This window comes from Azospirillum sp. B2RO_4, assembly GCF_051124815.1.
Classification (GTDB): domain Bacteria; phylum Pseudomonadota; class Alphaproteobacteria; order Azospirillales; family Azospirillaceae; genus Azospirillum.
In genome coordinates this window covers 264,190-285,902 of record NZ_CP118488.1, presented here as the reverse complement: position 1 = coordinate 285,902, position 21,713 = coordinate 264,190, and the positions used below count along the sequence as shown (strand labels likewise).

Sequence of the window (21,713 nt, the reverse complement as noted above, 5' to 3'; positions counted from 1 at the left end):
TCAGATCACGCCCTTTTCACGCAGGGCTGCGATGTCGGCCTCGCCCAGCCCGAGGGACTCCGCCAGCACCGTGTCGGTGTGCTGGCCCAGCGTCGGCGGGGCGGTGTCGTGCACCAGCGGGGTGCCGCTGTAGCGGATCGGGCTCGCCACCGTCGGCACGCTGCCCTGGGTCGGGTGCGGCAGATCCTGGTGGATGTTGCGGGCCTTCACCTGCGGGTCCTCGAACACCGCGGTCAGGTCGTTGATCGGGCCGCAGGGCACGCCGACCTCTTCCAGCGCGCTCAGCCAGTCGTGGCTGTCGCGGGTGCGGATCAGTTCCTCCAGCAGCGCCACCAACTCCTTGCGGTTGGCGACGCGGGCCGGGTTGGTGGCGTAGCGTTCATCCCGAGCCAGTTCGGGACGGCCGGCGACGGCGCAGAACTTGGCGAACTGGCCGTCGTTGCCGACCGCCAGGATGATGTAGCCGTCGCGGGTGGCGAAGGCCTGATAGGGCACGATGTTGGGATGGGCGTTGCCGAGCCGCTGCGGCGCCTTGCCGCCGACCAGGCAGTTCATCGCCTGATTGGCCAGCACCGCCACCTGAACGTCGAGCAGGGCGAGGTCAACCTGCTGCCCCTCGCCGGTGCGGTCGCGGTGGGCGAGAGCGCCCATGATGCCGATGGTGGCATAGAGGCCGGTGAAGATGTCGGTCACCGCGACGCCGACCTTGACCGGGCCGCCACCCGGCTCGCCATCGGGCTGGCCGGTGATGCTCATCAGCCCGCCCATGCCCTGGATCATGAAGTCGTAGCCGGCGCGGTTGCGGTACGGCCCGGTCTGGCCGAAGCCGGTAATCGAGCAATAGACCAGCCGCGGATTGACCGCCTTCAGGCTGTCATAGTCGAGGCCGTATTTGACCAGCCCGCCGACCTTGAAATTCTCGATGACGACATCGGCCTGGGCGGCGAGCTTGCGGACAAGCTCCTGGCCCTCCGGCCGTTCGAAGTCGATGGTGATGGAGCGCTTGCCGCGGTTGGTCGACAGGAAATAGGCCGACTGGTCGCCGGCCCAGGGCGGACCCCAGGCGCGGGTGTCGTCGCCGGCACCCGGCCGTTCCACCTTGATCACGTCGGCGCCCAGATCGGCCAGCGTCTGCGCCGACCACGGCCCGGCCAGCACGCGCGACAGCTCCAGCACCCGGATGTGCGACAAGGGTCCGGCCAAGGTGTGTTCCTCCTGATTTATTGGCACTCCCCCGCCCTTGAGTCCCCTCTCTCCCCTGGGGAGAGGGAAGGGGCCCAAGCGAAGCTTGGGAAGGGTGAGGGGGACGCATGGCGAGGATTTACAAGAATCGCGGAGCGCCGGCACTATCACCGGCGCTCCGCAACGCATCCCCCTCACCCTAACCCTCTCCCCGGGGGGGAGAGGGGATATGGGGGTGGGAGAGGTTACGCCGACACCAGTTCTTCCAGCGAACGCTCGATGATGTCCAGGCCTTCGTCGACCAGGGCATCCGAGGCGGTCAGCGGGACCAGGACGCGGATGACGTTGGCGTAGGTGCCGCAGGACAGCAGGATCAGGCCCTTTTCCGCCGCCTTGGCGACCAGCGCCTTGGTCAGGTCGGCCGCCGGCTCCTTGGTCTCGCGGTCGGTCACCAGCTCCATGGCGACCATGGCGCCCAGGTTGCGGACGTCGCCGATCACCGACAGGCTGTTGCGCTGGGCCATGGTGCGGAAGCGGCCGGCGATGCGCTCGCCAAGCTTCTCGGCGCGCTCGATCAGCTTCTCTTCCTCGATCACGTCGATGACGGCCAGCGCGGCGGTGGTCGCCAGCGGGCTGCCGGCATAGGTGCCGCCCAGGCCGCCGGGGATCGGGGCATCCATCAGCGCCGCCTTGCCGGTCAGCGCCGACAGCGGGAAGCCGCCGGCCAGGCTCTTCGCCATGGTGACGAGGTCCGGCTCGATCCCGGCATGCTCGACGGCGAACATCTTGCCGGTGCGGGCGAAGCCGGTCTGGATCTCGTCGACGATCATCACGATGCCGTGCTTGTCGCAAACCGCGCGGATCGCCTGCAGGAAGGACGGCGAAGCGATGTTGAAGCCGCCCTCGCCCTGCACCGGTTCGATGATGATGGCGGCGACGCGGGCCGGATCGACGTCGGACTTGAACAGGTTCTCCAGCGCCTTCAGGCTCTCCGCCTCGCTGATGCCGCGATAGGCGTTGGGGAAGGGCACATGGAAGATCTCGGCCGGGAAGGGACCGAAGCCGACCTTGTAGGGCACGACCTTGCCGGTCAGGCCCATGGTCAGCAGCGTGCGGCCATGGAAGCCGCCGGAGAAGGCGACGACGCCGGGACGGCCGGTGGCGGCGCGGGCGACCTTGACGGCGTTCTCGACCGCCTCGGCGCCGGTGGTGAAGAAGGCGGTCTTCTTCGGCGTCGGGCCGGGGACCAGCGCGTTCAGCTTCTCCGCCAGCTCGACGAAGCTGTCATAGGGCGTGACCATCGCGCAGGTGTGGGTGAAACGCTCCAGCTGCGCCTTCACCGCCTCCATCACCTTCGGGTGACGGTGGCCGGTGTTCAGCACGGCGATGCCGCCGGCGAAGTCGATGAAGCGCTTGCCCTCGATGTCCCACATCTCGGCGTTTTCAGCACGGTCGATGTAGAAGGGCATGCCGGCGGAAATGCCACGGGAGACGGCGGCCTCGCGACGGGCGACGAAGGACTGGTTGGTGCTCATGGTCTTCTTTCCTTTGACTTTCCCGTGGGGCTGGTCAGGCGCCGAGGCCGACGCAGAGATATTTGACTTCCATGAAATCATCGAGGCCGTACTTGGAGCCTTCGCGGCCGATGCCCGACTCCTTGACGCCGCCGAAGGGGGCGACTTCGGTCGAGATGATGCCTTCGTTGATGCCGACGATGCCGTATTCCAGCTTTTCCGCCACGCGCCAGACGCGGCCGATGTCGCGGCTGTAGAAATAGGCGGCGAGACCGAATTCGGTGTCGTTCGCCATGCGGATGGCGTCCTCTTCTGTCTCGAACTTGAACAGCGGGGCGACCGGGCCGAAGATCTCCTCGCGGGCGACGCGCATCTCGGTGGTGATGCCGGTCAGGATCGTCGGCTCGAAGAAGGTGCCGCCCAGCTCGTGACGCTTGCCGCCGAGCGCGACCTTGGCGCCCTTCTCCAGCGCGTCGCCCATCAGCTCTTCCACCTTGGCGATGGCGTCGGCGTTGATCAGCGGACCCTGGGTGACGCCCGGCTCGGCGCCGTTGCCGACCTTCAGCGCCTTGACCGCCTCGGCCAGCTTGGCCGCGAAGGCGTCATAGACGCCGGCCTGCACCAGCAGGCGGTTGGCACAGACGCAGGTCTGCCCGGCGTTGCGGTACTTCGACGCCATGGCGCCCTTGACCGCCTCGTCCAGGTCGGCGTCGTCGAAGACGATGAAGGGGGCGTTGCCGCCCAGCTCCAGCGACACCTTCTTGACCGTGCTGGCGGCCTGCCGCATCAGCAGCTTGCCGATCTCGGTCGAGCCGGTGAAGCTGACCTTGCGGACGATCGGGCTGTGGGTCAGCTCATGGCCGATGGCGGCCGGGTCGCGGCCCATCACGATGTTGAAGACACCGGCCGGCATGCCGGCGCGCTCGGCCAGCTCGGCCAGCGCCAGCGCCGACAGCGGGGTGTCCTCAGCCGGCTTGACCACCACGGTGCAGCCGGCGGCGAGAGCCGGGGCGCATTTGCGGGTGATCATGGCGTTCGGGAAGTTCCACGGCGTGATCGCGGCGACGACACCGATGGCCTCCTTCAGCACGACGATGCGCTTGTTGGCGGCGAAGCTGGGGATGACGTCGCCGTAGGCGCGCTTGCCCTCCTCCGCGAACCACTCGATGAAGGAGGCGCCATAGACCACTTCGCCGCGTGCTTCGGCCAGAGGCTTGCCCTGCTCGGCGGTCATCAGTTGGGCCAGATCCTCCTGCGCCGCGAGGATCAGGTCGTACCAGCGGCGCAGGATGGCCGCGCGCTCCTTGGCGGTCTTGGCCTTCCACGCCGGCAGGGCGGCGTTGGCGGCATCGATCGCCTCGCGCGTCTCGGCGGCGCCCATGTCGGACACCTCGGCGATGACGGCGCCGGTGGCGGGGTTGGTGACCGGGAAGCACTTCCCGGAATCGGCCGCGCGCCACGCACCGTTCACGTAGCCCTTGGTTCGGAGAAGGCCCTGGTCGTTCAGCGACAGCATGTTCGATCCGCCCTGGATGAGGATTGTGGAACCGTCCGGCCGCACCCGGTGGAAATGTCCTTTCTAATCAAGGATTTCCTGCGCGGGGGCCTGGACCTTGGACAGAAGCCTACCATGTTTAATAAATTAAACAACCCCTGTTTAGCTGTTCATATTCTGATGACGGGGTTGCGCGAATGGGCTATTGCCTAGACGGGTGTGGAGCAGGAGTCCGGTGATGGAATTCGATGTCGGCGCAAGGTTGAAGCAGATCCGCGAACAGCATGGGCTGTCTCAGCGGGCGCTCGCCCAGCGGGCCGGAGTGACGAACGGCACGATCTCCCTGATCGAGCAGAACCGCAGCAGTCCGTCGGTGTCGTCGCTGCGCAAGGTGCTTCAGGGCATCCCGATGACGTTGGCCGAATTCTTCTCCTCCGACGATCTGCCGCCGCCCGAGCAGATTTTCTTCAAGGGCAACGAGCTGATCGAATTGGCCGGCGAGCTGAAGGGCACGGTCGGCCAGGTTTCCTTCCGTCAGGTCGGCGACCTGCGCAGCCGCAACCTGCAAATCCTCCACGAACGTTACGCCCCCGGCGCCGACACCGGCCGCACCATGCTGCAGCACGAATCCGAAGAAGGCGGCATCGTCATCAAGGGACAGATCGAGCTGACGGTGGGCGACCGCAAACAGCTTCTCGGCCCCGGCGACGCCTATTTCTTCGACAGCCGCGTGCCCCATCGGTTCCGCAACATCGGCGAGGTGGAGTGCGAGTTGATCAGCGCCTGCACGCCGCCGTATCTGTGAGCGGCGGCACCGCCGGATCAGAGCAGCTTGACCACCGCGGTTGCGATGCCCAGCAGCCCGGCAATCGCGGTAAGCTGCCATGCCATCATCTTGCCGAACCAGATTTTCAGGTCCCGCTCCATGATCTGAACATCGCCGCGTACCATGCTGCCCAATGCGGCGATGTCGGCCTTCGTCGCGATTTCCTGGCTCGTCGCCTCGGCGAAAGCCTCCGCCGCAGCGCGCGCCTGCTCCACCGTGAAGCCGCCGGCTTGCAGTTTCGTGGCAAAGCGCAGGGTGTCGAACGGCACTGCGGACATCGCGATCCCTCGTCAAAGCAATCGCTGGAAAGATAGGGCAGAGCGGCCGGACTTTCCACCGCAGCGATGCCGCAGCCGCTCCGATCATCCCTACCTTACGTTCCCCTTCAGCCGCTCGTTGCGGCGGCGCAGGATTTCCAGCGTCGACAGCATGAAGACCGAGATCACCGTCAGCACCACCGCCACCGCGGTGATGGTCGGGCTGATGTTCTCGCGGATGCCGCTGAACATCTCACGCGGCAGGGTGCGCTGCTCGGGCCCCGCGAGGAACAGCACCGTCACCACCTCGTCGAAACTGGTGGCGAAGGCAAACAGCGCGCCCGACGCCAGACCCGGCAGGATCAGCGGCAGGATCACCTTGCGGAAGGTCAGCAGCGGCGGCGCCCCGAGCGAGGCGGCGGCGCGCGCCAGTGTCATGTCGAAGCTCTGCAGCGTCGCCGACACGGTGATGACGACGAAGGGCGTCGCCAGCGCGGTGTGGACCAGGATCAGGCCGAGATAGTTGCCGGTCAGCCCAAGCGGCGCGAAGAAGAAATAGACGCCGACCGCGGTGATGACCACCGGAACCACCATCGGCGACAGCACGACGGCCAGGATCAGCGGCTTCCACTTGCTCTTCCACTGGGCGAGACCAAGCGAGGCGAGCGTGCCCAGCGCCATCGACAGCATCGCCGACGATATGCCGATGATGAAGCTGTTCTTCAGCGAATTCATCCAGCGCGCCGAGTTGAGAAATTCCTCGTACCAGCGCAGCGACAGGCCGGGCAGCGGATAGGTCAGGTAGGTGCTGGAACTGAAGGACAGCGGCACGATCGCCAGGATCGGCGCCATCAGGAAGATGAACACCAGCGTGGAGGCGACGATCGTGCCGATCCAGGCGATGCGCTGGCTGGCGGTCTGGGGGGAATGGTTCGCGCTCAATTCTTCAGACCTCCCGTCGTCTGGCGGCCGAGCGCCAGCTTGCCGTAGAGCAGCGCCAGCACCAGCGTGGAGAGCAGCAGAACCGCACCCAGCGCCGAGGCAAGGCCCCAGTTGACCGTTTCCGTGGTGTAGAAGGCGATGAAGGACGAAATCATCTGGTCGGCGGCCCCACCGACCAGCGCCGGCGTGATGTAGTAGCCGATGGCCAGGATGAAGACGAGCAGGCAACCGGCGCCGATGCCGGGAATGGTCTGCGGCAGGTAGATGCGCAGGAAGGCGGTGGCCGGCGGCGCGCCGAGCGAGGCGGCGGCCCGCATGTAGGCCGGCGAGATGCCGCGCATGACGCTGTAGAGCGGCAGGATCATGAAGGGCAGCAGCACATGGGTCATCGCCATGTAGACGCCGAAGCGGTTGTAGATCAGCCGCAGCGGCTCGTCGATGATGCCCAGCCATTCCAGCGAGCCGTTGACGATGCCCTCGCTCTGCAGGATGACGATCCAGGCGCAGGTGCGCACCAGCAGCGAAGTCCAGAAGGGCAGCAGGACGAAGATCATCAGCAGGTTCGACCGGCCGGTCGGCAGGTTCGCCAGCAGATAGGCCACCGGGAAGCCCAGGATCAGGCAGAGCGCCGTGACGCCGAAGCCGATCTCGAAGGTGCGCATGAACACCTCGCGGTAGATCGACTGGTCCGCCGGGGCATGCACGATGGCGCCGTCGGCATTGCGGGTCAGATCGACCGCCGCCAGCAGGTAGTAGCTGGTGACCGGGCCGCTGGCGCTCTTGATCGCAGTCCAGCTCTCGCGCTCGCCCCAGGCCGGGTTGATGCCGATCAGGGTTTCCTTGGCGGTGCCGGGAGCCGGCTGCTCCTTCAGCTTGCGGCCGGTGGAAAGCAGCGTGGTGCGATAGCCGTTGACGATGTAGTTCAGCCGCTTGGCGGCGACGGCCAGCGTGCCGGCATCATACGCGGCGCGGACGTCGGCGGCGAGCGCGGCATAGGCCGCCTCGTCGGGCAGGCCCTGGCCGTTCCAATGCTCCAGCGCCGCGACGGTCTGCGGCATCGCCTGCGGCACCTCCCAGTCGTCCACCGACTTCCAGATCATGCCGGCGAGCGGCACGACGAAGGTGAACAGCAGGAAGGCCAGCAGCGGCAGCACCAGGCCCAGCGCACGGAACTGCCGGGCCCGCTCGGCCCGTTTCAATCGACGCTTCAACGGCACGTCGGCGCCGGCAACGAAGGCGGCTGTCATCGGCATTGTCCTGTTGAGAAGACGCAGTGGGTGCTTGCGCACCATCCCCTCTCCCCCCCGGGGAGAGGGTCAGGGTGAGGGGGACGCAAGGCGTCCGGTCACCGAAGGGCGGGAAATGATCCGCCGGAAAGTATATGGGGAAGCACATTTTGGCCCGATGCGTGCCGCGGTGCGTCCCCCTCACCCCGACCCTCTCCCCGCTTTCGGCGGACCGGAGGTCCGCCTGTCGCGTCAGCGCAAACGAAGTTTGCGCGTGAGCGGGGGGAGAGGGGGAGGAGGTGCTCTTTCGTAAAGCTAAAGCTTACTTCGCCGCCCACTTGTTGAAGCGTTCGGTCAGGCGGTCGATGTTCTCCAGCCAGAAATCGGTGTTGATCTCGATCGCGTTCTTCATGTTGTCCGGCGCGGTCGGCAGGTCGGCCAGCACCGCCTTCGGCAGCAGCGACGGGGCCTTCTTGTTCGACGTGCCGTAGGCGATGCCTTCGGACAGCTTGGCCTGGTTCTCCGCCTTGCCGACGAAGTTCAGGAACTTGTAGGCGGCGTCCTGGTTCGGGCTGCCCTTCAGGATCACCCAGCTGTCGATGGTGTAGAGCGCGCCGTTCCACACCATGCCGAAGTTCTTCTTCTCGTTCTTGTTGGCGGCGTCGATGCGGCCGTTGTAGACCGAGGTCATCGCCACTTCGCCCGAAGCCAGCAGCTGCGGCGGCTGGGCGCCGGCCTTCCACCAGACGATGTCGTTCTTGATGGTGTCGAGCTTCTTGAAGGCGCGGTCGATGCCGGCATCGGTGCCCAGCACCTTGTAGACGTCCGCCGGAGCGACGCCGTCGGCCATCAGCGCGATCTCCAGCGTGGTCTTGGCGCCCTGGCGCAGGCCGCGCTTGCCCGGATACTTCTTGGTGTCGAAGAAATCGGCCCAGCTCTTCGGCGCGTCCTTCAGCTTGTCCTTGTCGTAGCCGAGGACAAAGTCATAGACGATGGCGCCGACGCCGCAGGGGTTGACCGTGGAGGGCAGATAGATGTCCTCGCCGCCGATCTTGGAATAGTTCAGCTTCTCGTACAGGCCTTCGTCGCAGCCCAGCGCCAGTTCCTCGCTCTCGACCTGCACGACGTCCCAGGTGGAGGCGCCGCCCTGGACCTTGGCGCGCAGGACGCCGACGCCGCCGTCCCAGGATTCGTCGTTCATCGGCGTGCCGGTCTCCTTGAACGGACCGAAATACACCTTCTTCTGGACGTCCTGATAGGCGCCGCCCCACGACACGACGGTGAGGTCGCGGGCGCTTGCGGCCGAAGCCAGGGCCGTGAGGGCGGTGAAGGTCGCAGCGAAACCGAGAGCCACCTTAATCTTCGACATGATTCCCCGTCCTTATTCGTCGTGGTTGTTGTTGCTGAGAGGCATCCTGGCGCCGAGGAACCACGTCCTCAGACCGGATCGAGCGCCCGGCAGTCCTCCGGGCGGAACGCGATGTAGACATCCTGGCCCGGCGCCAGGCCGGCATAGGAGCCGGCCGGCAGCTTGACCATGAATTCCGGGTTGGCCGGCGTGCTCAGCACCGCCAGCGTGTGGTCGCCGAGATAGATCAGGTCGGTCAGCGTCGCCGGCAGCCGGTTCATGCCGCTGTCGCCGCTGTCGCCGGTTTCGATGGCGACACGCTCCGGCCGCAGCGACAGCGAGGTCCGGTTGCCGGCGCCGCCGATGTTCACCGCCTGCGCCACCACCGAACCGCCGGCATCCAGCGCGACCCGCGCCCAGCCCTGTTCGATATTTTCGACAACGCCGCTCAGGACATTGTTCTCGCCGATGAAGTTGGCGACGAAGCTGTTCACCGGCCGCTCGTACAGCGCATCGGGCCGGTCGATCTGCTGGACGATGCCGTCGTTGAAGACCGCGATGCGGTCGGACATCGTCAGCGCCTCCCCCTGGTCATGGGTGACGTAGACGACGGTCAGGCCCATCGTCTCGTGCAGGCGCTTGATCTCCAGCTGCATATGCTCGCGCAGGCGCTTGTCGAGCGCGCCCAGCGGCTCGTCCATCAGCACCAGCGCCGGATTGAAGACCAGGGCACGGGCAAGCGCAACGCGCTGCTGCTGGCCGCCGGAGAGCTGGCCTGGATGGCGGCCGGCGAGGTTGCCGAGCTTGATCATGTCGAGCGCCGCGGCCACCCGCTCCTTCACCTCCGCCTTCGGAACGCCGCGCACCGACAGCGGGAAGGCGACGTTTTCCTCGATCGTCAGGTGGGGGAACAGGGCGTAGTTCTGGAAGACCATGCCGATGTCGCGCTTGTGCGGCGGCGTGTTCTTGATCGGCCGGTCGCCGATGAAGATGTCGCCATGGGTCGGCACCTCGAACCCGGCCAGCATCATCAGCGTGGTGGTCTTGCCCGACCCCGACGGCCCCAGCAGCGTCAGGAATTCGCCCTTGCGAATGTCGAGATCGAGGCTTTTCACCACGAGATGCTCGCCATCGTAGGTCTTTTGCACCCCGGAAAAGCGCACCAGGGTATCTGTCGTCGCGATCATCCCGCCGTCCATCCGTCCGCTCCCGTCACAGGCGACCTGGATCCGGGTACGCCACCCCGGCCCGGTCCGTCTTTCTGACCCTGACGGTACCACGCGTTTAAGAAAATAGACAAGAGGAATGACTATGTCGTGATCAATTCAACAGTTTGCCGAAATTTTGTGCAACTGCGAAGGCGATGCCCACACTTAGACCGGCAGTGTGCTCCATTCGCGTGCGATTGAGAAGGCCGATGATCGAGTTCGCGGACATACGGCGGCGTGAAAATCAGTGTTTTCCGCGAAAGGGGAGGCGAATCGCCGCAGGCGACCCACCTCCCCCTGCCCGACTCAGCGCTGCGCCGACTGGCTGTAGACGAAGCTGTCGAAGCCGTTCTCGGCAACGCGGAACCACAGCCGCTCCTGCTCCAGGAAGGGCTTCCAGCCGTCATAGACCTTCTTGAAGCGCGGGTTGCTGGCGGCGAGCTTGTCGTAAAATTCGAACGCCGCCTTCTCGCAGGCCTGCATCATGTCGCGCGGGAAGGGGCGCAAGATGGCGCCGCCGCCGACCAGCCGCTTCAGCGCCGAGGCGTTCAGCGTGTCGTACTTGGCGATCATCCAGGCGTTGGCCTCCCAGCAGGCCTGTTCGAGAATGGTCTGGTAGGATTTCGGCAGCTGTTCCCAGGCCTGCATGTTGAACATCAGCGGGATCTGGGCCGAGCCCTCCCACCAGCCGGGGTAGTAGTAATATTTGGCGACCTTGTAGAAGCCCAGCTTCTCGTCGTCATAGGGGCCGACGAACTCCGCCGCGTCGATGGTGCCGCGTTCCAGCGCCGGATAGATGTCGCCGCCGCCAAGCTGCTGCGGCACCAGCCCGAAGGGCGTCAGGATCTGGCCGACCAGACCGCCGATGCGCATCTTCAGGCCGTTCAGATCGTCCAGGCTCTTGATTTCCTTGCGGAACCAGCCGCCCATCTGGGCGCCGGTGTTGCCGGCGGGGATGTGGTGGATGTTGTAATCCTTGAACACCTCCCGCATCAGCTCCAGCCCGCCGCCATGCATCATCCAGGCGATGTGCTGGCGCGTATTCAGGCCGAAGGGCATGGCGGTGTCGAAGCAGAAGGTCGGATCTTTGCCGACATAGAAATAGGCCGCCGACTGGCCGCACTCGACCGTGCCGTTCTGCACCGCGTCCAGCACCTGCAGCGCCGGGACGATCTCGCCCGCCGCAAAGGTGCGGATCTGGAACTTGCCGTCGGTGGCGTCGGACACCCGCTTCGCGATGAACTCCGCCGCGCCATAGATGGTGTCGAGGCTCTTGGGATAGCTCGACGCCATGCGCCACTTGATCTCCGGCTGGGAGGTCTGGGCGATGGCCGGAGCCGCGATGGTCGCGGCGGTTCCGGCGGCGGCAAGGCCGACACCGGCGCTGGAGAGGAACGCACGCCGTTTCATGATGAGGATTCTTCCCGACTGTATGGTTCGTTGGGCTGACATGATAGCGCAACCAACCATTTGGGGAATCCCCCTTCCGCCGGGGCAGCGCGGAATGTGAGGAAGTCTTGCGGCAAAAACGAAAAATCCAGCCACATTGGGCTGGATCTTCGGCGACGCAGCATTATTTGTTGTTTCGATCGCCTTTCAGGCGTTTCCTCCCTAAACTCGGGCCGCGGCTGTATAGCTAGCGGCCTTTTCTCTTTTACGCAATATGCTGAAAGTCAGCTTCGCAAACTTTTTTGGCTGACGTACGTCCGGGACGTGCCGAACGCCGTGCAACCTTCCCTTTTACATTGTAAATGCATCGCTACGGTTCCGCTTGACCCTTTATAAAGGGCTGGGATGATACAGTGTCTGCACTGATCGTCCCCCACCCGGCTTGTCCGGGTTCGTTTGATAAGGATCTCGCCACGATGTCGCCCCTTGGACAGGCAAGCGGCAGGACCGCAGCGGCCCACAGCATTCCGGGCCGCGGTCCGCGCCGGGCCATCGGCCTGCAGGTGACGGTGGCCGTCATCCTGGTGCTGCTGCTGCTCGGGTCGACGCTGGTGAAGGGGTTGGTCGTCGGCAACGGCGCCGCCGACGCGCTGGCGAAAGAGATCGGCAATTCGATGACCGGGCTGGCGCAGTCGCTCGCCCGGCAGCTCGATTCGACCATGTGGGCGCGCGCCAACCAGATCGCCGCGCTGTCGCGGATCGATGCGCTGAAGGACCCGGCGGTGGCGCAATCGACCATCGACGAGCTGAAGCGCCGCGATCCGACCATCGCCTGGATCGGCATGACCAACGCGGAAGGCCGGGTGGTGGCCGCCGCCAACGGGCTGCTGCTGGGAGCGGACATCTCCAGCCGGCCGGTCCATCAGGAAGGCATGAAGGGCCTGTTCGTCGGCGACGTGCACGAGGCGGTGGCCCTGCGCGGCAAGGTGCCGTACCTCACGGGCGAAACACCGAAATTCGTCGACGTGTCGGCCCCGCTGCAGAAGGCGGACGGCACCGTGGTCGGCGTGCTGGCCGCCCATTACAGCTGGGAATGGGCCCACGCCTCAATCCGGCAGCTGATCGAACCCCTGTCCGACCGCAAGGGGCTGACGCTCTATATCCTGTCGGCCGACGGCACGGTTCTGATCGGTCCCGATTCGGCGGTCGGCAAGCCGCTGCCGGTGCCGGCGGTGACCGCCAAGCTGCATGACGGCTGGAGCAGCGGGGTCTGGCCCGACGGCGTGACCTATGTCACCGGCGTGGCCCACGGCAAGGGGCTGCACGATTACGCCGGGCTGGGCTGGACGGTCGTCGCCCGCCAGCCGGCCGACATCGTCTTCGCCGAGACCAACCGCCTGCGGATGACGATCATCGGCTCCGGCGCGGTGCTGGCGCTGACCTTCAGCGTGATCGGCTGGTTCGCCGCCGGACGCATCGCCCGGCCGCTGGGCGCCATCGCCGGCGCAGCCGAGCGCATCGGCAAGGGCGAGCGCGGCGTGGCGATCCCCGAGGTCGGCGGCGCGGCGGAGATCCGCCGGCTGTCGGTGGCGCTGCGGGAGATGGTGGACAGCCTGACCAACAAGGACGCCGCCCTGATGCGGCTGGAGGACATCGCCTACGAGGACCGGCTGACGGCCTTGCCCAACCGGCGCTACTTCGAACAGTATGTCGAGGCGTCGACCGGCGGCGGCGGCGGATCGGCGACGGTGATGTACATCGACCTGGACGGCTTCAAGCCGGTGAACGACCGGCTGGGCCACGATGCCGGCGACGCCGTGCTGCGCCAGATCGGCGGCCGGCTGGCCAGCATCTTCCGCGACGACGACGTGGTCGCCCGGCTGGGCGGCGACGAGTTCGCCGCCGTGCTTCCCCGCCGCGCCGGCCGCCCGGCTCCCGACACCGGGGAACTGGCGTCCCGCATCATCGCCGCCGTCAACGAACCGGTGTCGTTCAACGGCGAGATGGTCCGCGTCGGCTGTTCCATCGGCATCGCCTCCTGGCCGGAGGACGACAGCGACATGGCGACGGTGATGCGCCATGCCGACGCCGCGCTCTACAAGGCCAAGCGCGACGGCCGCAACCGCGCGGTGCGCTGGGTGCGGGCGGTGGTGGGGGTCTAACGTCCCTCGAGCCCCCGCACCATGTCGTTCATGAAGCCCAGCTTTTCGATCACCGACGCGGACAGGATGAAGGGGTAGAGATCCGGCTGGCCCATGCTGCGGTTCAGGCTGTTCACCGCGTAGGTCAGCGGCAGCCAGAGGTCGATCAGATCCTCGATCCGCCGGGCCTTGTGGGGGTTGAAGTCGACCTCCGCCTCCAGTTCCGCGCCTTCGGTGATGCGCGGGCGCACCCGCAGGCCGAAGGCGCGGGCGGTTTCCAGCGTGTCGACGATGTGCAGGAAATGCGCCCAGGTTTCGGCGAAATCCTCCCACGGGTGGGCGGTGGCATAGGTGCTGACGAAGTTCGCCTGCCAGTCGGGCGGAGCACCCTCGGCATAGTGCCGCTTCAGCGCCTCGCCGTAATCCTGCCGCTCGTCCCCGAACACGGCGCGGAAGCGTTCGAGCAGCGCCGGATCGTCGCGCACCAGACGGTCCCAGATGTAGTGGCCGCTCTCGTGGCGGAAATGGCCGAGCAGCGTGCGGTAGGGCTCGCCCATCTCGGTTCGGCGCTTCTCGCGCTCGGCGTCGTCGGCCTCAGCGACGTTGATGGTGATCAGGCCGTTGGCATGGCCGGTCAGCACCGGCGTGACCGTGCCGTCGGCGGCGACCGCGTCGGACAGGAAATCGAAGGCAAGCCCCTCCTCCGGGTTCTCGGTCCGGGTCTGCAGGGGCAGCTTCAGGTTGGTCAGCGTGTAGAACAGGTGGTGCTTCGCCAGTTCCAGCTTGCGCCAGCGCGTCAGGTTGTCGGTGTCGGACAGGTCGGGAATGGTGCGGTTGTGCCGGCAGGCGGCGCAGTGGGTGTCGGCGGAGTCGGCCGGCAGCATCCAGTTGCAGGCGTTCAGTTCCGCGTTCGCACAGAGTTTGTAAAGCGGTTCGGTGGTGGCGAGCGCGCTCCACACCCCGTCATGGTCGGTGGGGTCGAGCGCCGACAGGGTCCCCACATCCGGCAGATAGCCGAGCCGATGGCCGCAGCGCTCGCACAGCGTGTTCTCGAAATAGAGCGGCTGGTGGCAGTTCTGGCATTCGAAGAGTTTCATGGCGGGGGATCCGGGAGAGATCCCCCTCTCCCCGGGGGGAGAGGGGGATCAGGAGATGGGTCAGGTCGGCTTTTTGGCAGAGGCCTCGGGCTTCGCTTCCGGCTTGGACGGCGCTGTTCCGGCGATGGCCTTCACCGTCTCCTTCACCTCCTTCACCTCCGCCGGCTTCTCCTCTTCCGTGGCCTCCTCGCCGTAGGAGGTCACCGGGGTCGGGCTTTCGGCGACGCTGCGGAGCGCGCGGGTGGCGCGGCGCAGCGCGAAGGAGGTCTTGCCGTCCGGCTCCAGGGCCAGCAGCAGCAACGACCGGCCGGTGACGATGTAGCCCTCGCCGGTGTTGACGCGCGGCACCTCGTCGGGATCGGTCAGGTTGGTGTCGACCAGACAGCGCCAGACGCTGCCGCCGGTCACCTCCGGCAGGGTGAACTCCACAACGTCATGGTGGGCGTTGATGACCAGCAGCAGGGTGGAATCCATCGCCGGGCGCTTGATGCCGCTGGCCTGCCCGCGGCCGTCCAGCAGCATGCCCAGGCAACGGGCGTTGCCGTCGTGCCAATGGCTCTCGTCCATCTCGTCGCCGGCGGGGGTCAGCCAGGTGACGTCCTTCACGTCGAACTCGGCATTGTATTCGCCGGACAGGAAACGGCCGCGTCGAAGCATGGGGAAGGACTGGCGCACCGCGACGACGCGGCGGACGAACTCGATCAGCGACTGGTCGTCCTCGTCGATGCCGTCCCAGTTCAGCCACGCCGTCTCGTTGTCCTGGCAATAGGCGTTGTTGTTGCCGTGCTGGGTGTTGCCGAACTCGTCGCCGGCCAGCAGCATCGGCGAGCCCTGCGACAGCAGCAGCGTCGCCAGCATGTTTCGCTTCTGGCGCTCGCGCAGCGCCTTGATCTCCGGATCGTCGGTCGGACCCTCCACCCCATGGTTCCAGGACAGGTTGTGGGAGTGACCGTCGTTGTTGCCCTCGCCGTTCGCCTCGTTGTGCTTGTCGTTGTAGGAGACCAGGTCGTTCAGCGTGTAGCCGTCATGGGCGGTGATGAAGTTCACGCTGGCCCAGGGCTTGCGCCCGCGCTTGTTGAAGAGGTCGGCCGAGCCGCACAGCCGAGGCGCCACCTCCGGCAACTTGCCCTCGTCGCCCTTCCAGAAGGCACGGACGGTGTCGCGGTAGCGGTCGTTCCACTCCGCCCAGCCCGGCGGGAAATTGCCGACCTGATAGCCGCCGGGGCCGCAGTCCCACGGCTCGGCGATCAGCTTGACGCTGTTGAGGATCGGGTCCTGCAGGCAGCTGTCGAGGAAGCCGCCGCCCTCGTCGAAGCCGTAGGGTTCGCGGCCGAGGATGGTGGCGAGGTCGAAGCGGAAGCCGTCGACATGCATTTCGGTCGCCCAGTAGCGGAGCGAATCGGTGACCATCTGCAGCACGCGCGGGTGGCTGAGATTGACCGTGTTCCCGGTCCCCGTCTCGTTGATGTAGTAACGCTGCTGGTCCGGCAGCAGGCGGTAGTAGGAGGCGTTGTCGATGCCCTTGAAGGACAGGGTCGGACCGCGCTCGTTGCCCTCGGCCGTGTGGTTGTAGACGACGTCGAGGATCACCTCCAGCCCGGCATTGTGGAGATGGGCGACCATCTCCTTGAATTCCTTGATGGCGTTGCCCGACGCGGCATAGCGCGGCTCCGGCGCGAAGAAGCCGATGGAATTATAGCCCCAGTAGTTCGCCAGCCCCTTGTCGACCAGATGCTGGTCCTGGACGAAGGCATGGACCGGCAGCAGTTCCACCGAGGTGACGCCGAGCGACTTGATGTAGTCGACCACCTCCTTCACCGCCATGCCGCCATAGGTGCCGCGCAGGGTGTCGGGCACGGCAGGGTGCAGCTTGGTGAAGCCCTTCACATGGGTTTCGTAGAAGATGGTGCGGTCCCAGGCGGTGCCGGGCTTGTGGTCGCGGCCCCAGGTGAAGGCCGGGTCGATCACCTTGCATTTCGGCATGAAGGGCGCGCTGTCGCGCTCGTCATAGGTCAGGTCGTCGCCCGATTCCATCACATAGCCGAAATGGGCCGGATTCCAGCGGATCTCGCCGACCAGTTCCTTGGCGTAGGGATCGAGCAGCAGCTTGTTCGGGTTGAAGCGGTGACCGTTCTCCGGCTCATAGGGGCCGTACACGCGGTAGCCGTAGAGCAGTCCGGGACGGGCGTCCGGCAAATAGCCGTGCCAGATTTCGTTGGTGAATTCGGGAAGCTCGATGCGCTCAAGCTCCTCCTCGCCGCTTTCATCGAACAGACACAGTTCGACCTTCGTCGCGTTGGCGGAAAACAGGGCGAAGTTGACGCCCAGTCCATCCCATGTCGCGCCCAGCGGAAAGGGCAATCCTTCACCGAGCCTGGTCGCTTGCCTCAGGATATTTGCCATGATCGCCCGTTTCTCCGCCTGTATCGAAAGTCGAACCCACCCCCTGAACAGTGAGGAGAGCGGGCGGAGCCTACAACCCGGCCGATGGTCGCTTGTTCCGTCCGCTCGTCAGTCATCCTTTCGGGGTAGGGCGGGCTCCGTGCCGGCCGGCAGGTCGCGGCGCAGCAGGTCCGCCAGTTCGCCCAAGCCCCGGTCGCGCGGGTCGCTGGCGCGCCAGACCAGACCGATGACGCGGCCGGGCGGACGCGGACCCTCGAAGGGGCGGTACTCCACCAGCCCGCCGACGGTGGCGGCACGGCCGTCCTCTCCCTTGGCCGCCCCCTTGGCCGCCAGGATCGGCATCAGCGTGCAGCCGGCCCCCGCCGCCACCATGTGGCGCAGCGTTTCCAGCCCGGTGGCGTGGACGCCGCCGCCCCGCGCGCTGAGGCCGCAGGCGGCCAGCGCCTGATCGCGCAGGCAATGCCCCTCCTCCAGCAGCAGAAGCTCCGCCGGGTCGAGGTCGTTCAGCGACAGGTTGGGCGCGCCACACAGGCGGTGGCCGGCGGGATGGGCGAGCAGAAAGGGTTCGAAGAACAGCGGTTCCGCCGTCAGCCCGTCGCCTTCCACCGGCAGGGCCAGCAGCACGGCGTCGAGCCGGCCGTCGCGCAGTTCCTCCAGCAGGCTATCGGTGCGGCCTTCCGACAGGATCAGGGTCAGGTCGGGCCAGGTGGAGCGCAGCACCGGCAGGATGTGGGGAAACAGGTAGGGGCCGAGCGTGTGGATCGCCGCCAGCCTCAGCCGGCCGGTCAGCGCCCCGTCCGAGCCGTCGGCCAGCGCCAGCAGTCGTCGCGCCTCCTCCAGCACGGTGCGGGCCTGGGCGACGATGGTTTCGCCACGCGGGGTCAGCAGCACCTTGCGGCTGGTGCGTTCGAACAAGGCGAGGCCGAGCGATTCCTCCAGCTTGCGAATCTGGGCGCTCAGCGAGGGCTGGCTGACGGCGCAGCGTTCGGCGGCGCGGCCGAAATGGCGCAGCTCCGCGACGGCGACGACATATTCCAGGTCACGCAGGGACAGGCCGGAGAGATTCATAGACGATGCCTATTGGTGCATTTCCTTCCATGTCTTGGATATATCGTTCAAGACGCCGGATAACCAGGGGCGAGACAATGACGCCGCTTCAGGCGACACCGCCCCAAAGAGGATGACCCGGATGAGCACCCTGACCACCAGCTTCGGCCAGCCCGTTCCCGACAACCAGAATTCGCTGAGCGCCGGGCCGCGCGGTCCGCTGCTGCTGCAGGATTTCCACCTGATCGAGAAGCTGGCCCACTTCAACCGCGAACGCATTCCGGAGCGCGTGGTGCACGCCAAGGGTGCCGGCGCCTACGGCACCTTCCGCGTCACCCGCGACGTGACGCACTGGACCAAGGCCGCCTTCCTGTCGACGGTGGGTAAGGAGACCGGGGTGTTCCTGCGCTTCTCCACCGTCGGCGGCGAGAAGGGCTCCGCCGATGCCGAGCGCGACCCGCGCGGCTTCGCGGTGAAGTTCTACACGGAAGAGGGCAATTACGATCTGGTCGGCAACAACACGCCGGTGTTCTTCCTGCGCGATCCGCTGAAGTTCCCGGACTTCATCCACACCCAGAAGCGCAACCCGGCCACCAACCTGAAGGATCCCATCGCGATGTGGGACTTCTTCTCGCTGTCGCCGGAAACGATGCACCAGCTGACCATCCTGTTCAGCGACCGCGGCACGCCGCGCAGCCATCGCCACATGGACGGCTTCAGCAGCCACACCTTCTCGTGGATCAACGCGGCGAACGAGCGTTTCTGGGTCAAGTACCACTTCAAGACCCGCCAGGGCATCGAGAACTTCACCGCCGAGCAGGCGACGGTGATGGGCGGCATCGACCCCGACCACGCCACCCGCGACCTGTACGCCTCGATCGAGGACGGCGACTTCCCGGCCTGGACCGTCTCGGTGCAGATCATGCCGGAGGCCGAGGCCGACGCCTACCGCATCAATCCGTTCGATCTGACCAAGGTGTGGCCGCATGGCGACTACCCGCTGATCGAGATCGGCGAGCTGGTGCTGAACCGCAATCCGGAGAACTTCTTCGCCGAGACCGAACAGGCCGCCTTCAGCCCGGCCAGCGTGGTGCCCGGCATCTCCTTCAGCCCTGACAAGATGCTGCAGGGCCGGCTGTTCGCCTATGCCGACGCCCACCGCTACCGGCTGGGCGGCAACTATGCGCAGATCCCCGTGAACAAGCCGCAGGGCTGCCCGGTCCACAATTACCAGCGCGACGGCGCCATGCGGGTGGACGGCAACGGCGGCGGCCGGCCGAACTACGAGCCGAACAGCTTCGGCGGCCCGGCCCAGACCGGGATTGCCGCTGAGCCGCCGCTGCGCATCAGCGGCGACGCCGCCCACTATGACCACCGCGAGGGCAACGACGATTACGCCCAGGCCGGCGCGCTGTTCCGCCTGATCGGCGCGGAGGCTCAAGCCCGCCTGATGGACAACATCGCCGGCAGCCTGGGCAAGGTGCCGCTGTTCATCCAGCAGCGCCAGCTGAAGCACTTCCTGGCCGCCGACCCCGCCTATGGCGAGGGTATCGCCAAGCGGCTGGGCCTGACCGTGGCGCAGGCCGCGGAGTGAGGTGAGGTTCCCGGTCCTTCCGCTGGAATGCGGAGGGGCCGGCTTCGAGATGCCGCGCCCATCCCCCTGGGCGTCGGCATGACTGCCGGCATCCAGCCGCGCATTCCCCCGACCGACTTGCGGCCCTCTTCCCGGCGACGGGGAGGGGGCTTTTTCGTCGCGATCCCGCCCTCTCCCCCACCCGAATGGTGTGGTCTCCGCATGGGGGCAGACAAATCCTGTCGAGCCGTCCTAAAGTCCGCCTTCAGCGCGACAGCTTCGATGACGGAATGGGACGGGACCGCGACACCGATAAATCCAGCAGCGAACGATCCACCAGCGCGCTGACCGGCAAGGGGCTCGATACCCTGCTGGCGGCGGCGGAGACGCTGCCGCATGCGCCGGAGGATGCGTGGCGGCTCGACCTCTTGCGGGTGGCTCTGCGCATCGCCCGCTCCACCGAGGATCCGGCCGACCTGGAACGCGCCAACCTCGCCTTCAAGGCGTTGCCGCGCCGGCTGCGCAACCCGCTGGTCGACCGTGCCGCGATGCTGGCCCGGCGCGAGGCGGAACGCGCCCAGATGACCGAGGAGCCGGAGGAGGAGCCGAAAGCCGGCGGCCTGCTGGGCGGGCTGTTCGGGCGCGGCGGCGGTCGGCCCAGCCGCAAGACCGCCAAGGAACGGCTGATGCGCGAACTCGCCACCCGGCGCGACCCCGACGACGATCGCGAGAGCTGATCGCCCTCAAGACCCGACCCCTTATTCCCGGCAGGGGAAATCCCGGCATAGGCCGCGCCGGACGGCAGATACCCGGACGGCCGCTTGTCCATCCGAAGGACTGAAGGCCCCTCCCCTCCCGCGCTCTCCGGCCGCGTCGAAGGTCACAGCTGGGACGGTTTACGCCGGGCCGGGAATGTGCAAAGGTCTCTACCTCCAAATCGGGCTTATCCTAAAGTTGAACTGAACGATGACCGGGGGTTCCGTGCGTCGCCTGAAGCCGTTGCTGACCTGCGCCGCCCTGACTGCCCTGCTGAGCGCCTGCGCCAGCGGGGGAGGCTCACATCGCGTCGCCTCGCCTGAGGAAATCGACGCGCATATCGCGGAAGCCTCCAAGCGGTTCGACATGCCGGAGCTGTGGATCCGCGAGGTCATCCGCCAGGAGAGCGGCGGGCGCACCACCGTCAACGGCAAGCCCATCGTCAGCAAGGCCGGCGCCATGGGGCTGATGCAGGTGATGCCGGCGACCTACGACGAAATGCGGCGCAAGCACAATCTGGGCTCCGACCCCTTCGATCCGCATGACAACATCATCGCCGGCACCGCCTACCTGCGCGAGATGTACAACCTGTTCGGCGCGCCGGGCTTTCTCGGCGCCTACAACTGCGGTCCCGGCTGCTACGGCGACTATCTGGCCGGCAAGCGCGGCCTGCCGGGCGAGACGCGCCGCTACATCGCGTCGGTCGGGCCGCGTCTGAACCGCACCCCGGCCCCCAACGGCGCCGACATCGTGCTGGTCAGCGCGCCGTCCACCGATTCGCCGCCGGATTACGGCTCCCCCTACGCCCGGCCGTCCTCCTCCTATTCGGCACCCGCCTACACGCCGCCCGCCAGCAGCCGCCCGGCGGCAGCCCGGCCGCCGATCGCGGTGGCGGCGTTGCCAGCTCCGACGCCCAGCCCGGCACCGGCGGTGCGGGTGGTGGCGCCCGACACCTCGACTCCGGATGCGCCGGCGCCGCGTCCGGTGGCGACGATGAGCGGGGCGGCGACCGCCGGCGGCGGGGTGTGGACGGTACAGCTCGGCGCCTTCCGCTCGCCCGACGACAGCCAGCGGGTGATCGACCGCGCCCGCAGCTCGTTGCCGGTGCTATCGCGTTCGCAGCGGATCGTCCAGGCTGTGGATACACAGACCGGGCCGCTCTACCGCGCCCGCCTGTCCGGCCTGTCGCAGCAGGACGCGGCCAGCGCCTGCAGCGGGCTGGTCACCATCGGCATGGCCTGCTTCGTGGTGGCGCCGGGGGCCTGAGCGCCCGCTCGCGGCCCCCTCATGTCATGGCTCGCCGAAGGAA

General features: G+C 66.8%; 17 protein-coding genes. 5 read left to right on the top strand and 12 right to left on the bottom strand.

All coding sequences use genetic code 11. The features are described from left to right. The 3 genes from PWS46_RS22085 to PWS46_RS22075 all read right to left on the bottom strand — a co-directional run bounded on the left by PWS46_RS22085 (position 1) and on the right by PWS46_RS22075 (position 4,212). The gene (locus PWS46_RS22085) at positions 1-1,203 is read right to left on the bottom strand and encodes a CaiB/BaiF CoA transferase family protein (protein ID WP_434623496.1); all 1,203 of its coding nucleotides are present in this window, start codon (positions 1,201-1,203) and stop codon (positions 1-3) included. Positions 1,204-1,427: 224 nt separating this feature from the next. After that, on the bottom strand, positions 1,428-2,717 hold the full coding sequence (gene gabT / locus PWS46_RS22080; RefSeq protein WP_434623495.1) for a 4-aminobutyrate--2-oxoglutarate transaminase: 1,290 nt from the start codon (positions 2,715-2,717) through the stop codon (positions 1,428-1,430). 34 nt (positions 2,718-2,751) lie between these two features. Beyond that, positions 2,752-4,212 (bottom strand): NAD-dependent succinate-semialdehyde dehydrogenase, encoded by a 1,461-nt coding sequence (locus PWS46_RS22075; RefSeq protein ID WP_434623494.1) that lies wholly within the window; start codon positions 4,210-4,212, stop codon positions 2,752-2,754. 217 nt (positions 4,213-4,429) lie between these two features. Here PWS46_RS22075 and PWS46_RS22070 point away from each other — a divergent pair, with 217 nt between their 5' ends. Beyond that, complete coding sequence (locus tag PWS46_RS22070) at positions 4,430-4,996, top strand: cupin domain-containing protein (protein ID WP_434623493.1); 567 nt, start codon at positions 4,430-4,432, stop codon at positions 4,994-4,996. Between the two features lie 17 nt (positions 4,997-5,013). On the opposite strand, the gene PWS46_RS22065 is transcribed toward PWS46_RS22070, so the two are convergent. The 6 genes from PWS46_RS22065 to PWS46_RS22040 all read right to left on the bottom strand — a co-directional run bounded on the left by PWS46_RS22065 (position 5,014) and on the right by PWS46_RS22040 (position 11,408). Continuing rightward, positions 5,014-5,295, bottom strand: coding sequence for a hypothetical protein (locus tag PWS46_RS22065; RefSeq protein WP_434623492.1), 282 nt, complete (start codon positions 5,293-5,295; stop codon positions 5,014-5,016). 90 nt (positions 5,296-5,385) lie between these two features. Beyond that, on the bottom strand, positions 5,386-6,216 hold the full coding sequence (locus PWS46_RS22060) for an ABC transporter permease (protein ID WP_434623491.1): 831 nt from the start codon (positions 6,214-6,216) through the stop codon (positions 5,386-5,388). Beyond that, positions 6,213-7,463: an ABC transporter permease gene (locus PWS46_RS22055; RefSeq protein WP_434623490.1), complete on the bottom strand. Its 1,251-nt coding sequence runs from the start codon at positions 7,461-7,463 to the stop codon at positions 6,213-6,215. The genes PWS46_RS22060 and PWS46_RS22055 overlap by 4 nt, the downstream gene beginning before the upstream one ends. A 301-nt stretch (positions 7,464-7,764) precedes the next feature. Beyond that, the gene (locus PWS46_RS22050) at positions 7,765-8,811 is read right to left on the bottom strand and encodes an ABC transporter substrate-binding protein (protein ID WP_434623489.1); all 1,047 of its coding nucleotides are present in this window, start codon (positions 8,809-8,811) and stop codon (positions 7,765-7,767) included. 68 nt (positions 8,812-8,879) lie between these two features. Next, positions 8,880-9,989 carry an ABC transporter ATP-binding protein gene (locus PWS46_RS22045; RefSeq protein WP_434623488.1) on the bottom strand — a complete coding sequence of 370 codons (1,110 nt, stop codon included), beginning with the start codon at positions 9,987-9,989 and terminating at the stop codon, positions 8,880-8,882. A gap of 315 nt (positions 9,990-10,304) precedes the next feature. Further along, positions 10,305-11,408 carry a TRAP transporter substrate-binding protein gene (locus PWS46_RS22040; protein ID WP_434623487.1) on the bottom strand — a complete coding sequence of 368 codons (1,104 nt, stop codon included), beginning with the start codon at positions 11,406-11,408 and terminating at the stop codon, positions 10,305-10,307. A 455-nt stretch (positions 11,409-11,863) separates the two neighbouring features. Between PWS46_RS22040 and PWS46_RS22035 the strand changes: the two genes are divergently transcribed. Beyond that, positions 11,864-13,549, top strand: coding sequence for a sensor domain-containing diguanylate cyclase (locus tag PWS46_RS22035; RefSeq protein WP_434623486.1), 1,686 nt, complete (start codon positions 11,864-11,866; stop codon positions 13,547-13,549). Here PWS46_RS22035 and PWS46_RS22030 read toward each other — a convergent pair. From PWS46_RS22030 to PWS46_RS22020, 3 genes are all read right to left on the bottom strand, one after another. Then, positions 13,546-14,625: a zinc-binding metallopeptidase family protein gene (locus tag PWS46_RS22030; protein ID WP_434623485.1), complete on the bottom strand. Its 1,080-nt coding sequence runs from the start codon at positions 14,623-14,625 to the stop codon at positions 13,546-13,548. The genes PWS46_RS22035 and PWS46_RS22030 overlap by 4 nt on opposite strands. A 60-nt stretch (positions 14,626-14,685) precedes the next feature. Continuing rightward, a complete protein-coding gene (gene glgX / locus PWS46_RS22025; RefSeq protein ID WP_434623484.1) occupies positions 14,686-17,028 on the bottom strand; it encodes a glycogen debranching protein GlgX in 2,343 nt (780 codons plus the stop codon). A gap of 108 nt (positions 17,029-17,136) precedes the next feature. After that, positions 17,137-18,096, bottom strand: coding sequence for a LysR substrate-binding domain-containing protein (locus PWS46_RS22020; protein WP_434623483.1), 960 nt, complete (start codon positions 18,094-18,096; stop codon positions 17,137-17,139). 121 nt (positions 18,097-18,217) lie between these two features. On the opposite strand from PWS46_RS22020, the gene PWS46_RS22015 reads away from it, so the two are divergent. The 3 genes from PWS46_RS22015 (at position 18,218) to PWS46_RS22005 (ending at position 21,670) form a co-directional block, all read left to right on the top strand. Further along, positions 18,218-19,669, top strand: coding sequence for a catalase (locus PWS46_RS22015; protein WP_434623482.1), 1,452 nt, complete (start codon positions 18,218-18,220; stop codon positions 19,667-19,669). Positions 19,670-19,938: 269 nt separating this feature from the next. Beyond that, on the top strand, positions 19,939-20,385 hold the full coding sequence (locus PWS46_RS22010; protein ID WP_434623480.1) for a hypothetical protein: 447 nt from the start codon (positions 19,939-19,941) through the stop codon (positions 20,383-20,385). A gap of 229 nt (positions 20,386-20,614) precedes the next feature. Then, on the top strand, positions 20,615-21,670 hold the full coding sequence (locus PWS46_RS22005) for a transglycosylase SLT domain-containing protein (protein ID WP_434623479.1): 1,056 nt from the start codon (positions 20,615-20,617) through the stop codon (positions 21,668-21,670). Positions 21,671-21,713 lie beyond the last annotated feature (43 nt).

Excerpts from the sequence above, each read along its gene's own strand:
- PWS46_RS22035 (WP_434623486.1), top strand. The coding sequence starts at position 11,864 with ATGTCGCCCCTTGGACAGGCAAGCGGCAGGACCGCAGCGGCCCACAGC.
- PWS46_RS22005 (WP_434623479.1), top strand. The coding sequence starts at position 20,615 with ATGACCGGGGGTTCCGTGCGTCGCCTGAAGCCGTTGCTGACCTGCGCC.
- PWS46_RS22050 (WP_434623489.1), bottom strand. The coding sequence starts at position 8,811 with ATGTCGAAGATTAAGGTGGCTCTCGGTTTCGCTGCGACCTTCACCGCC.
- PWS46_RS22020 (WP_434623483.1), bottom strand. The coding sequence starts at position 18,096 with ATGAATCTCTCCGGCCTGTCCCTGCGTGACCTGGAATATGTCGTCGCC.
- glgX (WP_434623484.1), bottom strand. The coding sequence starts at position 17,028 with ATGGCAAATATCCTGAGGCAAGCGACCAGGCTCGGTGAAGGATTGCCC.
- PWS46_RS22065 (WP_434623492.1), bottom strand. The coding sequence starts at position 5,295 with ATGTCCGCAGTGCCGTTCGACACCCTGCGCTTTGCCACGAAACTGCAA.
- gabT (WP_434623495.1), bottom strand. The coding sequence starts at position 2,717 with ATGAGCACCAACCAGTCCTTCGTCGCCCGTCGCGAGGCCGCCGTCTCC.
- PWS46_RS22030 (WP_434623485.1), bottom strand. The coding sequence starts at position 14,625 with ATGAAACTCTTCGAATGCCAGAACTGCCACCAGCCGCTCTATTTCGAG.
- PWS46_RS22075 (WP_434623494.1), bottom strand. The coding sequence starts at position 4,212 with ATGCTGTCGCTGAACGACCAGGGCCTTCTCCGAACCAAGGGCTACGTG.
- PWS46_RS22045 (WP_434623488.1), bottom strand. The coding sequence starts at position 9,989 with ATGGACGGCGGGATGATCGCGACGACAGATACCCTGGTGCGCTTTTCC.
- PWS46_RS22040 (WP_434623487.1), bottom strand. The coding sequence starts at position 11,408 with ATGAAACGGCGTGCGTTCCTCTCCAGCGCCGGTGTCGGCCTTGCCGCC.
- PWS46_RS22055 (WP_434623490.1), bottom strand. The coding sequence starts at position 7,463 with ATGACAGCCGCCTTCGTTGCCGGCGCCGACGTGCCGTTGAAGCGTCGA.
- PWS46_RS22070 (WP_434623493.1), top strand. The coding sequence starts at position 4,430 with ATGGAATTCGATGTCGGCGCAAGGTTGAAGCAGATCCGCGAACAGCAT.
- PWS46_RS22010 (WP_434623480.1), top strand. The coding sequence starts at position 19,939 with ATGGGACGGGACCGCGACACCGATAAATCCAGCAGCGAACGATCCACC.
- PWS46_RS22015 (WP_434623482.1), top strand. The coding sequence starts at position 18,218 with ATGAGCACCCTGACCACCAGCTTCGGCCAGCCCGTTCCCGACAACCAG.